Annotated in this window: 9 protein-coding genes; 3 read left to right on the top strand and 6 right to left on the bottom strand. The window is 73.7% G+C overall.

The window, feature by feature from the left end; genetic code table 11:
- Positions 1-436: 436 nt before the first annotated feature.
- A complete protein-coding gene (locus ACTMTU_RS19785; RefSeq protein ID WP_441264815.1) occupies positions 437-1,462 on the top strand; it encodes a LacI family DNA-binding transcriptional regulator in 1,026 nt (341 codons plus the stop codon).
- 99 nt (positions 1,463-1,561) lie between these two features.
- On the opposite strand, the gene ACTMTU_RS19780 is transcribed toward ACTMTU_RS19785, so the two are convergent.
- On the bottom strand, positions 1,562-3,814 hold the full coding sequence (locus ACTMTU_RS19780; RefSeq protein ID WP_441264814.1) for a glycoside hydrolase family 9 protein: 2,253 nt from the start codon (positions 3,812-3,814) through the stop codon (positions 1,562-1,564).
- Positions 3,815-4,306: 492 nt separating this feature from the next.
- Between ACTMTU_RS19780 and ACTMTU_RS19775 the strand changes: the two genes are divergently transcribed.
- Positions 4,307-5,719, top strand: a complete 1,413-nt coding sequence (locus ACTMTU_RS19775; protein ID WP_441264813.1) for a GH1 family beta-glucosidase — start codon at positions 4,307-4,309, stop codon at positions 5,717-5,719.
- A 163-nt stretch (positions 5,720-5,882) separates the two neighbouring features.
- Here ACTMTU_RS19775 and ACTMTU_RS19770 read toward each other — a convergent pair whose 3' ends face one another.
- Both ACTMTU_RS19770 and ACTMTU_RS19765 read right to left on the bottom strand, forming a co-directional pair.
- Complete coding sequence (locus ACTMTU_RS19770) at positions 5,883-6,716, bottom strand: SDR family oxidoreductase (protein WP_441264812.1); 834 nt, start codon at positions 6,714-6,716, stop codon at positions 5,883-5,885.
- Entirely contained in the window at positions 6,707-7,453 is a 747-nt protein-coding gene (locus tag ACTMTU_RS19765) for an SDR family oxidoreductase (RefSeq protein WP_441264811.1), read from the bottom strand. The genes ACTMTU_RS19770 and ACTMTU_RS19765 overlap by 10 nt, the downstream gene beginning before the upstream one ends.
- A 560-nt stretch (positions 7,454-8,013) precedes the next feature.
- Here ACTMTU_RS19765 and ACTMTU_RS19760 point away from each other — a divergent pair.
- Positions 8,014-9,279, top strand: a complete 1,266-nt coding sequence (locus ACTMTU_RS19760; RefSeq protein WP_441264950.1) for an MFS transporter — start codon at positions 8,014-8,016, stop codon at positions 9,277-9,279.
- Here ACTMTU_RS19760 and ACTMTU_RS19755 read toward each other — a convergent pair.
- Genes ACTMTU_RS19755 through ACTMTU_RS19745 form a run of 3 tightly spaced genes read right to left on the bottom strand, consistent with a single transcriptional unit; the run spans position 9,252 to position 12,420 of the window.
- Complete coding sequence (locus ACTMTU_RS19755; RefSeq protein WP_441264810.1) at positions 9,252-10,292, bottom strand: glycosyltransferase family 9 protein; 1,041 nt, start codon at positions 10,290-10,292, stop codon at positions 9,252-9,254. The genes ACTMTU_RS19760 and ACTMTU_RS19755 overlap by 28 nt on opposite strands.
- 56 nt (positions 10,293-10,348) lie before the next feature.
- Positions 10,349-11,758, bottom strand: a complete 1,410-nt coding sequence (gene rfaE2 / locus ACTMTU_RS19750; protein ID WP_441264809.1) for a D-glycero-beta-D-manno-heptose 1-phosphate adenylyltransferase — start codon at positions 11,756-11,758, stop codon at positions 10,349-10,351.
- Complete coding sequence (locus ACTMTU_RS19745; protein WP_441264808.1) at positions 11,755-12,420, bottom strand: D-sedoheptulose-7-phosphate isomerase; 666 nt, start codon at positions 12,418-12,420, stop codon at positions 11,755-11,757. Before ACTMTU_RS19745 ends, rfaE2 begins: the two co-directional genes overlap by 4 nt.
- Positions 12,421-12,460: the final 40 nt, after the last annotated feature.

Genomic DNA, 12,460 nt, shown 5'->3' with positions numbered 1-12,460 from the left:
TTTTCGGCTGGTGGCGGGCCCAGAGCGACAGAGTGGGGCTGACGGCGAACAGGACCGGTCACAAGAGGGGAAGTGGAGGAAGCGGTGCAAGGGCAGGCCCGAGCGGGCCCGGCGGGCAAGTGGGAGCGCTCCCACTACTGCTTGGTTCGAAAGCTTCGCGGCGACGACACCCTCTGTCAAGGTCGGGCAGCAGAGCTTTATTGCTCCGAGATGTCGCCGGCGTGAGAATCTCCCCCCTTTCAGTGCGACCAAAGACCCTCAATCGGCCCAAATGGGCCGCCGCGCGCCACCACCGCCCGTGGCACGGCTCCCCCGGCCGGCGCTCCTCGACAAGCCGGAGCGGATGGATCAATAATGGGAGCGCTCCCGAACTCTCTGTCACCATGGTCTCCAGGGAGAATCGACGGATACCGCACCACCCCTCCGGAGGTCACGCATGGCAGCACGGGGCCGTTTCGGCCAGCCCACACTCGAGCAGGTCGCCGCCCTGGCCGGCGTCGGGCGGGGCACCGTCTCCCGGGTGATCAACAAGTCGCCCGGCGTGCGCGACTCGACCCGGCACGCCGTGGAGCAGGCCATCGCCGAGCTCGGCTACATCCCGAACCACGCGGCCCGCGCCCTCGCCGGCAGCCGCACCGACGCCGTGGCCCTGGTCATTCCGGAGACCGAGAAGCGGTTCTTCACCGAGCCCTACTTCTCCGAGATCATCCACGGCGTCGGGATGGGCCTCGCGGACACGGAGCTCCAGCTGCTGCTGACCCTGGTGCGCACGGAGCGTGAACGCGGCCGGTTCCTCCAGTACGCGAAGGCCCGCCGGATCGACGGCGTACTGCTCGTCTCCGTGCACCGTGACGACCCTCTGCCGGACCTGCTCTCCGAGATGGACATGCCCACCGTCCTCGGCGGCCGCCGCAGCAGCGACGAGACGGTCTCCTACGTCGACTCCGACAACGCCGGAGGGGCCCGGATCGCCGTGCGCCACCTGGCCTCGACCGGCCGCCGCAAGATCGTCACCATCACGGGCCGCGCGGACATGTACGTGGCCCAGTGCCGGCTGCGCGGTTACGAGGAGGCGGTTCGCGGAGCCTGCGAGGACTTCGACCCCTCCTGGGTGGCCGCGGGCGACTTCACCGAGGAGAGCGGCCGTCACGCCATGGCGGAGCTGCTGCGGCTCCACCCGGACCTCGACGCCGTGTTCGCCGCCTCCGACGTGATGGCCGCCGGCGCCCTGCACACGCTGCGCGCGGCGGGGCGCCGGGTGCCCGACGACGTGGCCGTCATCGGCTTCGACGACTCCCCGCTCGCCCAGCACACCGACCCGCAGCTGACCACCGTCCGGCAGCCGGTCGAGGAGATGGGCCGCACCATGGTCGGCGTCCTCCTCGACCAGATGGCCGCCCCCGGCGCGGCCTGGCGGAACGTGGTGGTGCGCACCGAGCTGGTGCGCCGGGACACGGCCTGACGGGCCGGCCCGCCGGCCGCCCCGCATCGGCTGCGCGGCGTCCTGCGGACCTGCCGGCCGAGGCGTGCCGACGCCCGTTGCGGACAAGGCCCGTTCCGCTCAGCGGCCGTGGACCTGGAACTCGTGGAGCGAGATGCCGTACGGGGTGGCCCGGACCCGGCCCAGCAGCCTGACGTAGCGCCCCTGACCCGCGACGGCGAGCTGCTGTGTGCCGCCCGTCGACGAGGTCGTCGCGTACAGCTCCGTCGAGGTGCCGAAGCCGGGGTCGTCGGAGACCTGGACCGTGAACGATCTGGCGTACGCCGCCTCCCACTTGAGCGTCAGGCGCGAGACGGTGCGGGACGACCCGAGGTCGACCGTGATCCACTGGTGGTCCTGGAAGGCGCTGCTCCAGCGGGTGTCGTCGCGGCCGTCGACCGCCTGCCCGGGCGCGAGCCCGCTGTTCTCCGAGGACGACGCCCACGCGGGGCGGCCCTGGGAGAGCAGGGACTCCTCCGGCTGCGGGCCCGGGCCGCCGTTCGAGAGCCGGTCCGCCGTGCGGTCGAGGTACGTCGCCGTCCATGCGAGCGGCGCGTTCCAGTTGATGGTGTTCTCCTTTGAGCCCCAGGCCTCCGGCGCGGTGTCCGGACCGGCGTAGGACTTCGCGGCCGGCCTCCCGGTGGGCGTCGCCGGGTCGTTGATGTTCTCGTTGTTGGGCCCGCCGGAAAGCCAGCCCTTCGGATAGGGAGTACCGGGGTACGCGCCCCAGGCGAGCCGGTCGTGCAGATCGGTCTCCGCGTACTCCCCGTAGCCCGTGATGTAGGACAGGCGCATCGCGTTGTTGCCCATGAGGTAGTCCATGGCGCGGTGCATGGCCTTCAGGTACCGGACGTCGTCGGTCAGGTCGTGGGCGGTGCCGAGGAGGAGCATCCGGTTGGCGATGAAGGAGTTGGAGCCCCAGGGGTACTTCGCGGAGCCGGGGATGAGGGCCGGGTAGCCCTCGGCGTTCAGTGTGGTGACGACCGAGTCGGCGAAGGCCGTCAGGCTTCCGCGCATCCTGGCGATGTCGGCGGCGGGCAGGTCGGCCGCGACGGTCAGCAGGGAGAGCGTTCCCGCGGTGGCGACCTCCGCCCAGTCGAACTGGGCGACCTGGCCGTAGTGGGGCGATCCGGTGACGGCGGAGCGGTAGCCGGCGGCCGAGCCGTCGGCGCGCCGGTGGGCGGTCAGGTAGAGCTCGGCCGCCGCGGCGTACCGGTCGTCGCTGTTCCTGGTGTCGGGGTAGTCGCCGCCGCCCTCCGCGTCCGAGTCGACCGCGTAGTCGACGTCGGGCATGGCCTCCGCGCGCTGCCAGGCGGTCCTGGCGCTCGCCCAGAGAGCGTCCGAGCGGGCGGGGTCGTACTGCCGCAGCACCCGGGCGAGCTGGGCGTTCGTGCGGGCGACCGCGTAGGTGGCGTTGGTGGACGGCGGCATGGCGGAGCGGGCGAGGGCGTTCTCCGCGCCGATGTCGGTGACGGGGAAGGCGCTCCAGGTGTGGTTGTGCACCTTGTGGGAAGCGAGGCCGGTGGAGGGCAGCATCCCCGCCATGAAGCGCGAGCCGTACTCGACCTCGTCGAGGATGTCGGGACGGCCGTTGCCGCGCTCGGGGACGGGCAGGCTGCCGTCGCCGTAGGCCGCGGGGTCGCGCTCGTAGAGGTTGAGCAGCGTCCAGGCGGAGATGGCGTGGTTGACGGGGTAGATGCCGAAGTCGCCGGCGTCGGCCCAGGAGCCGGCGGCGTTCAGCCGCTCGCCGCCGCACCAGGCGTTGTAGCAGGGCACGGAGCTGTCGCCGGGGTGGAGCGCGGCATGGGCGTGGGCGCCGTGCTGGAGGTACTGGCCCTCGACCGGGGTGCCCATGCGGTGGAAGTAGAAGTACTGCATGGCCTCGCGGCCCAGCTGGGGATAGAGGGCCTTGTCCTGGATGGTGAAGGCCACGCTGGATCCGGCGCCGTCGACGCTGAGGCGGTAGTCGCCGGCGCGGGTGACCGAGGAGAAGTCCGCCTGGTGCACATGGTCGCCGGAGGCGGGGTCGCTGCCGTGCACACGGGTGGTGCCGGAGGCGACGACCGCGTTGTCCCCGGCGCCTCGCAGCTGCCAGGAGAGCGGCGACGTCGAGGCGGCCACGACGGTGGCGACCTTGTCGGCCGCGGTGAGGTAGCCGACCTGGTTGACGCGGACGGGACTCGGGTCGCTGCCGGCCGCCGCCGCGGGGGCCGCTGCCTCCGCCGCGACTCCTGAGGCCGGAGCGAAGAGGGTGGCGGTGAGCGCGGCCGCGAGGGCGGCTGCCGCGCCGGAACGGCCGAGGCGTCGTGGTCGCGGGTGCGGGGCGCGGGACATCGTACGGGCCTCCTGGGTGGGGGACGGAAGCGAACGCGTGCGGATGGTTCACGGCGGCTCTTCGCGACGCAGCATCGGGAGCGCTCCCATCAAAGACACCTCGCCGGCCGAGTCAGGGCGGTCGGACCAAGATGGACGGGAGCGCTCCCATACGAGCGCCGCGACCCTCACGGGAGCCCGGCCCTTCACGACCGGACACGAAAAAGAGGGCCGGCACCACTTGTGCGGCGCCGCGGACCAATGAAGCGGCTCCCGCGGCCCATGTCAATGACCGCGGCAGAACCCCGCACTCTTGACAACCCGCGCCCGCTGACCGAATCTCATGGGAGCGCTCCCATTCCGGCTGACGAACAGCTCTGGTCTTTCGCCTGCCCCGCCGCAGAGCTGCCGGTCGCCGGAGCGGGAGCGCTCTTCAGCAGCTCCACCCAGTTCGTGCCCGGTGGCCGCGGGCGCCCCGCGGCCGACCGGCGATCGACCGATCAGAGGATGACGATGACCGCAGAGAACGATCCGGTTCCCGCAGGGCTCACGCGCCCGCCGGCCGCATCGGCCTTTCCACCGGGATTCCTGTGGGGAGTGGCCACGTCCGCGTACCAGATCGAAGGCGCGGTGAGCCAGGACGGCCGTGGAGCGTCGATCTGGGACACGTTCTCCCGCACGCCGGGCAAGGTGGCGAACGGCCACAACGGCGACGTGGCCGCCGACCATTACGCGCGCTACGAGCAGGACGTCGCCCTGATGTCCGAACTGGGCATGGGTGGTTACCGGTTCTCCGTGGCCTGGCCGCGCATCCAGCCGGACGGGCGCGGTCCGGCCGACGCCCGGGGCCTGGACTTCTACAGCAGGCTGGTCGACTCCCTGCTGGAGAAGAACATCCGGCCCGCCCTCACGCTCTACCACTGGGACCTCCCCCAGGCCCTGGAGGACGAGGGTGGCTGGCGGAACCGCGACACGGCCTTCCGGTTCGCCGAGTACGCCCAGCTGGTGAGCGAGGCGCTCGGCGACCGCGTGAAACTGTGGGGCACGCTCAACGAGCCGTGGTGCGCGGCCTTCCTCGGTTACGGCAACGGCATCCACGCGCCCGGCGCCGTCGACCCGGCCGGTTCGCTGATCGCCGCCCACCACCTGCTGCTCGGCCACGGCCTCGCGGTCCCCGCGGTGCGCGCCGCGGCGCCCGACGCCGAAGTCGGGATCACGCTCAACTTCTATCCCGTGGACGCCGATACCGAGAGCAGCGCCGACCTGGACGCCGCCCACCGCATCGACCTGCTCCAGAACCGTCTCTTCCTCGACCCGGTGGTGGAGGGTGCGTACCCGGCGGACGTGCGGGAGCACTTCGAGCGGGTGTGCGGCACCGGCCACATCGAGCCGGAGGACGAGAAGATCATCGGGGCGCCGGTCGACTTCCTCGGCGTCAACTACTACACGTCCTACCGGGTCGCCGGCGGCGGCGAGCCCTCCGGCCCGTCACCGTGGCCCGGCGCCGAGGACGTGCGCTTCCTCGACCGCGGTCTGCCGAGGACCGGCATCGGCTGGGAGATCGACTCCGACGGCCTGCGCCGGCAGCTGGTCCGGATCAGCCAGGACCATCCCGGCCTGGCCATGTACATCACCGAGAACGGCGCGGCGTTCGACGACACCGTCGACGCCGACGGCCGGATCGACGACACGGACCGGATCGCCTACATCGACGGCCATCTGCGGGCGGTCCACCGGGCCATCGAGGAAGGGGCCGACGTCCGGGGCTACTTCCTGTGGTCGCTGCTCGACAACTTCGAGTGGGCCGAGGGCTACGGGATGCGGTTCGGCATCGTGCGCGTGGACTTCGAGACGCAGCGGCGCACTCCGAAGCAGAGCGCCCTCTGGTACGGGAACGTCGCCGTCGCCGGCGGCCTCCCCGACTGACAGCCGTTCCCGTGCCGCGGCACGGGAACGGCCCGCAACACCGCGGCCCGCGCGACACGGCCGCAGCACCACGGCACGGCCCCCACCGACGAGGCCGCTCCCGCATGAGGGGGCGGGAGCGGTCCTCATGGTCGCCGGGGCCGGTACGGCTCGGGCCGCTGCCTCAGGGCCTGCGCCAGGAGTCGTCCTGGAGGTGCGATCCTGCCATGGGGCCCATCCGCAGCATCCCGCCGTCGACCGACCACGACGCTCCGGTGACGTAAGCCGCGTCCCGGCCCGCGAGGAATGCGATGACCGCCGCGACCTCCCGTGCGTCGCCGGGGCGGCGCAGCGGGATGCCCGGCCGCTCCTCGGCGTGGACGTCCGTGTCCTCCTGGCCGGTCATGGGAGTGGCGATCTCCCCGGGCGCGACGGAGTTGACCGTGATGCCGTGTTCGGCGAGTTCGAGGGCCATCACCTGGGTGAGCAGACCGAGACCGCCCTTGGCCGCGCAGTAGGGGGCGGCGCCGACCCTCGGCTGATGCTCGTGGACCGAGGTGACGTTGACGATCCTGCCGCCGTCCCCCTGGTCGATCATGCGGCGGGCGGCCCGCTGACCGCACAGGAACGGGCCGACGAGGTCCACGTCGACGACCTGGCGGACCGTGTCGAGATCCACGTCGAGAAAGGGTGTGGCGGTGCCGGTGCCGGCGTTGTTGACGAGCACGTCCACCCGTCCCAGTTCACCGGCGAGCCGGTCGATGACGTCGGCGGCGCCGGGCAGGACCGTGAGGTCCATCCGGGCGACGGCGGCACGGCGGCCGTGGCCGCGTACCTCCTCGGCCGTCTCCTGCGCCCCCTCCTGGTCGGTGTGGAAGGTGATCCCGACGTCCATGCCCGCCGCGGCCAGCCGCACGGCGGTGGCCCGGCCGATGCCGGAGTCGGCGCCGGTGACGATGGCGACCGGCCGGCCGGCGCCCGGCGAGGACGGGGCGGCTGCTCCTGGGGTCACGGCCATGAGGGCTCCTTGCGCGGCACGACGACCAGTTCGGAGACCGCGCTGGTGTCCGGCACGGACAGGGCGTAAAGGACGGTGTCGGCGACGATGTCGGGGCTCTGGAGCATGGTCAGGTCCGCGTCCGGGAAGCGGTCGAGGATGAACGGGGTCGCCATGCCGCCGGCGATGATGCCGGTGACGCCGATCCCGGGACAGTCGCGCTGCGCCTCCTGGAACAGGGTGTGGGTGAAGGCGCGCAGCCCGGACTTGCCGGCCGCGTACGGTCCCGCCTCCGTCCAGGTGCGGTTGGCCGCGGTGGAGAGGATGTTGACGATGTGACCGCCGCCACGCGCGACCATGCGGCGGTAGGTCTCCAGGCAGAGGAACATCGGGCCGAGCAGGTTGGTGGTGATCACCCGGCTCACCTCCTCGGCGGTCAGGTGCTCGATCGACTTGCAGACGTCGACGGCCGCGTTGTTGACGAGGAGGTCGACCCGGCCGCCGTCCTCGTCCAGCTCGCGGAAGACGTCCGCGACCGCGGCGGAGTCCCGTACGTCCAGCGCCACGAACTCCGCCTTGCCGCCCTGCCGGGCCAGGTCCTCGCACAGTTCCTCCGCGAGGTCCCTGCGTACGTCCGCGACCAGGACGCTCGCCCCCGCGCCGGCCAGCCGGCGGCTGATCGCCGCGCCAAGGCCTCTCGCGCCGCCGGTCACCAGGGCCTGCCTGCCTTGAAGGTCGACCTGCACTCCGCTGCTCAATGCTCTGCCTTCCGTCCGCGCCCGTTCGGATGCCGCTCGGCGTGCGGCTGACACGGCATCGGCTCCGGTGGGTACCTGCCGCACCGCATCCACTCCACTGTGACGCGCGCTACTGTCTCCGGCACTCGCGCGATGCCTCGCGCGCCCGCTCGAAAGGGCCTGTGAGCAAGCACACCAGAAGTGCCCGATCCCAGTGCGCGCAAGGGTTCCGGCCCGTCGCGGGCACCGTGGGCGGGGTCGCTCGAACCGCTTCTCCGAAGCCGTCTGCCACGATGGGCTGCGCCCTGCCGGGGAGCGCCTTTCGCCGTCAACGGACGTGCGGGGGGACAGTCTTCCGTAGTGGGGAGCCGTCAAGATCCGGTGGAGCGACCGCGCAGTGCAGCCGGTGTTCCGAGCTTCCGCCGCATTCCGCCACATGGGTCCCTCGGGGGCTCGTCACCCGAGTGTTCACCGTGCCTTCTTCTTCCTCCGCCCCATCCGCCTCCCCGGCTCCGTCCGGCCGTCTCGCGCAGCGCCTGCTGGGCGACCGTTCGCCGTGGCGCTGCCTCAAGTACCGCAGCATGCGCTGGTGGTCCGTCGCGAACTTCGTGTCGAACGCCGGTACGTGGATGCAGCTCACCGTGCAGAACCTGCTGGTGCTCCAGATCACGGGGTCGGCCGCCGCGACCGGACTCTCGATGTCCGTGCAGGCCGCGCCCGGGCTGCTGATGAGCCTCGCCGGCGGCGCCGCCGTCGACCGCTGGCCCCGCAAGCTGACCGCGGCAATGAGCCAGGCGCTGCTGGGCGCCGTGGCGTTCACGACGGCGTTCCTCGTGGCGATGGACCAGCTGAACCTGGGTGTCCTGATGGCGCTCGCCGCTGTCACGGGTGTCATCGCCACCGTCGACGGCCCGGCGTGCGCGCTGCTCGGCAACGACCTCGTCCGGACGGAGGACGTTCCCTCCGCGATCGGCGTCGGTTCGCTGGTGCACAACGCGGGCCGGCTGGCGGGCGCGGCGCTCGCCGGTGTGACCGTCGGCTTCCTCGGCACGGCCGCCGCCTATGCGGCCAACGGGTTTTCCTTCCTCTTCGTGACCGCCGTCATACCGTTCCTGCGCCCCGTGGCGGGCGCGGTCCGCGCCCGGTCGGAGCGCCGGACCGAGAAGGCCGCCGCCGCACAGGATCCGGGCGAGGACATGAGCATGCGCGAGGGCCTGAGGTACTTCATGCGCAGGCCGAGGCTGGTCGCGCTCGCGGGGATCACCGGGCTGAGCGCCGTCTTCGGACGTAACTACCAGCTCACGCTCGCCGTGCTCGTGGTCGGGCCACTGGCCGGCGGTGCCGGGGCCTTCGGCACCGTGTCCACCGTGCTCGCCGTCGGCGGCATCCTGGGCGCGGTGCTCGGAGCGCGGCTGCGCAAGCCGTCCGTGCGGCTGGTGGGCGCCCTCGCGGCGGCCGGCGGTGTCCTGCAGATCGTCGCGGGTCTCTCGCCGTCGCTCGCGATACTGCTGATCATCGTGCTGCCGATGGCCCTCGTGGAGTCGGTCTCCGACACCGCGGGCACGACCGTGCTCCAGACCGATCCGCCGCCGCACATGCGGGGCCGGGTGCTGGGCGTGTGGGGCAGTGTCCGTACCCTCTGGGGCCTCGCTGGTCCCCCGGCGCTCGGGCTGCTGATGGAGCTGGCCGGTGCGCGCGGCGCGCTGGTGACCGGCGGACTGCTGATCGCGGGCGCGATCGGCGCGGGCTACGTGCTCCGGGAACGCCGGGTCACCGCGAAGCCGGTGGTCGTACGGACCGAGGGGCCGGCGCTGACCGGTCAGCCCGGTCTGAGCACGGCTGCCTGACCGGCCGGTGGCCCTGTCCCGGGCAGCGGCAGGCTGCGTACGGCGTCGAGTACCTCCTCGACGGTGATGCGCAGCAGCCGCTCGTCGGGCCGGTCGCCGTGGGCGTCACCGGGACGCGGCGGGTCGTCGGCGTCCGGGTGCCACAGCACCCGGTGGCGCGGCCGGGCGGGCGGGCCCCACAGCCGGGGCGCCACCGGGCCGAACAGGGTGACGGACGGGGTGCCGAGGGCCGTCGCCAGATGGGCGAGCCCGGTGTCCCCCACCACCACGCAGCGTGCCTCCGCGACCAGGGCCATGAGCACGTCGAACGGGATGTCGCCGCCCGCCCCGCCGAGCACCGCCCCGTCGGGCAGCCCGGCCGGGCGGGCCACCGAGGCCGCCGGCCGGGCCTCCGCCGCCCCGGCCGTGACCACGACACGGTGTCCGGCGCGGTGCAGCTCGCGCGCCACGGCGGCGAAGCGCTCCGTGGGCCAGCGGCGGGACGCCGCGTCGGCGCCCGGATGCACGACCACGGCGCCCGGTGCGGGTGAGCGGGTGGTGGGCGGCGGCACGGACAGGTCCTCGGGGTCGGCCGGCAGCCCGTGTCCTTCGAGCAGGCGGCACCAGCGCTCCCGCTCGTGCTCGTCGTCCCGCCACACCGGACCGTCCGGCAGCCCGTAGGCGTAGAGGTCGCGGGGCCCCAGCCCGGCGAGCAGCCCGCGGCTGGCGGGACCGTTCCCGTGCAGGTCCACGGCGATGTCCGGCGGCGGACCGTCCCAGGTCAGCTCCGCCGGTACGGCCCTGCCGGGCGCGGAGGCGGGCAGCAGCCGGTCGACGAGCCCCGTCGCCGCGGCGGCCGTGGTCAGCCGGGCGGGCGCGGCCAGCACGATGTCGTGTCCGGGCAGCCCGCGCCGCAGGGCCCGCAGGGCGGGTACGGCGGCGAGCAGATCGCCGAGACCGAGTGCCCGCAGCACCAGGACACGGGGGCGCGGGCTCGTCGCAGTGCTCGGGCTCTCGCCGGTGCGGGTGCTCATCTGGTCTCCTTCGGCGCCGGGCCGTGCGGCCGGCGAGTGCAGGCCGTCGTGGTCGGTCAGCGCGGCGGGGTGTCGACCGGCTTCGCCGATTCGGCCGCGCGGTGAGCGAGCAGCGTGGTGGAGCGGCCGTCGAGGTAGGGCAGGACGACCGCCTGCCCGCCCCAGGCGCGTACCACGTCGGCCTCCGGCAGGTCCTCCACGGAGTAGTCGCCGCCCTTGACCCACACGTCCGGCCGCAGCCTGCTGAGCAACGCGATCGGGGTGTCCTCCTCGAAGACGGCGACGGCGTCGACGCTGCCCAGTCCGGCGAGCACCCGCACCCGGTCCTCCACCGGATTCAGCGGACGGCCCGGCCCCTTGCGACGCGTGATCGAGGCGTCGGAGTTGACGCACACGATCAGGCAGTCGCCGATACGGCGCGCGCTGTCCAGCAGGCCCACATGCCCGGCGTGCAGCAGGTCGAAGCAGCCGCCCGTGGCGACCACGGTGCCGCCCCGCGCCCGGACGCTCTCCACGAGCGCGAACGGGTCCGTCGCCGCCCCGTGCCGCGTCCGGCCGGCGAACGCCGTCCGCCACAGCTTCGGATTGCCGGCACCGCCCGCCGCCACGAACGCCGCAGCGCCGGCCACGCCGCGCTGCACCGCCTCCTCGGGGAGTGCGCCGTCCGCCAGGGCGGCGGCGGTGGCCGCGGCGAAGCAGTCACCCGCGCCGCAGGGGTCGCCGTCGGCGCGGTAGGGCGCGGGGACGAGCATGGGCGTGCCGCCGCCCGGCCGGGTCAGCAGGACGCCGCGTTCGCCCAGGGTGACGGCGACGGTCGCCGCCAGCCAGCGGTCCGCCAGTCGCGAGCCGCGTTCCGCGAAGTCGCGCAGCGAGGGTTCCTCGTCGGCGGGAGAGCCGGTGAGCGAGCGGACCTCGGCGGCGTTCGGTGTGACGATCCGGGCGCCGGGGACGGGGGCGGCGCCGCGGGGGTGCGGGTCCCAGACCAGCTGCGTGCGGTGGGCGGCCTCGGCGAGCTGTTCACGGACGGCGTCGGCGGTGTGCCTGCCGTAGTCGGCGACGAGGACGGCCTCCGCCTCTGCCAGCGCCTCGGCCACGGCGGCGCCGGGGCTGCCGGGTGTGCCGCCGCCGCGGTCGAGGCGTACGAGGGGCCGCCCGCCGGCCAGCACGCGGGTCTTGACCGGCAGGGTTCCCCGCAGCGGGAGTTCGGCCAGCCGGACGCGTCCTTTCAGCGCCCGGCGTACCGCCTCGCTCGCAGGGTCGTCGCCGAGGGCGGTGACGAGGACCACCTCGCGGCCGTCCTGGGCGGCCAGCACCGCGGCGAGACCGGCGCCGCCGGGCCTCCGGTGCTTCCCTCGCACGTCGACGACTGGCGCGGGCGCGTCCGGGGCCAGGCGCTCGGCGACGCCTTCGATGTCCTCGTCGAGGAGCACGTCCCCGACGACGACCAGCGGGCCCGGGCCGGTCACGACAGCATCCGGCGGGCGGCGGCGGCCTGGGTGGCGGCCGCTCCCGGCGCGTGCCGCAGGGTCTTCGCGGGCGGCACCGGAGCGGCTGTCGCCTCGTCGAAGGCCTCGCACAGCAGGTGTACGGCGACGAGGTGGGCCTCCTGCACGGTGGCGGCGGTGCCGGCGGCGATGCAGAGGGCGTCGTCGGCGATGTCCGCCAGGGGGTTGGGGCGCGGTCCGGTCATGGCCCACACCAGCAGTCCGGCGGCCCGTCCGGTCTCCGCCGCGCCGGTCAGGTTGGCGCTGCTGCCCGAGGTGGACAGCAGCAGCAGGACGTCGCCGGGCCGGCCGTGGGCGGCGACCTGGCGGGCGTAGACGTGCTCGAAGCCGTAGTCGTTGCCGATCGCCGTGATGCTGGAGGTCTCCGCGTGCAGCGCGATGGCGGAGTGGGCGGGGCGTTCGTCGCGGTAGCGGCCGACCAGTTCGGCTGTCAGGTGCTGGGCCTGGGCGGCGCTGCCGCCGTTGCCGGCGGCCAGCAGGCGGCCGCCGACGGGCAGGACGGCGGCGAGGTGGTGGCCCCACCGGGCGACCTGGTCGAGGCCCTCCCGGCGGAACCGGCCGAGGGCGTCCTGGAGCGACTGGCAGTGCCGGTGCGCGGCCTCCGTGGCAAGTGGTTCGCTCATGCTGGTCGGGCCGTGCGCGCGTCCCTGGGGACGGCGGCCG

The organism is Streptomyces sp. OZ13 (assembly GCF_052068155.1).
Lineage (GTDB): Bacteria > Actinomycetota > Actinomycetes > Streptomycetales > Streptomycetaceae > Streptomyces.
Note: the sequence above shows the minus strand (reverse complement) of the source record. Positions and strands in the feature narration are given on the sequence as shown.

Coding starts and splice junctions, on each gene's coding strand:
- ACTMTU_RS19785 (WP_441264815.1), top strand. CDS start 437: ATGGCAGCACGGGGCCGTTTCGGCCAGCCCACACTCGAGCAGGTCGCC.
- ACTMTU_RS19780 (WP_441264814.1), bottom strand. CDS start 3,814: ATGTCCCGCGCCCCGCACCCGCGACCACGACGCCTCGGCCGTTCCGGC.
- ACTMTU_RS19775 (WP_441264813.1), top strand. CDS start 4,307: ATGACCGCAGAGAACGATCCGGTTCCCGCAGGGCTCACGCGCCCGCCG.
- ACTMTU_RS19770 (WP_441264812.1), bottom strand. CDS start 6,716: ATGGCCGTGACCCCAGGAGCAGCCGCCCCGTCCTCGCCGGGCGCCGGC.
- ACTMTU_RS19760 (WP_441264950.1), top strand. CDS start 8,014: ATGCGCTGGTGGTCCGTCGCGAACTTCGTGTCGAACGCCGGTACGTGG.
- ACTMTU_RS19755 (WP_441264810.1), bottom strand. CDS start 10,292: ATGAGCACCCGCACCGGCGAGAGCCCGAGCACTGCGACGAGCCCGCGC.
- ACTMTU_RS19745 (WP_441264808.1), bottom strand. CDS start 12,420: ATGAGCGAACCACTTGCCACGGAGGCCGCGCACCGGCACTGCCAGTCG.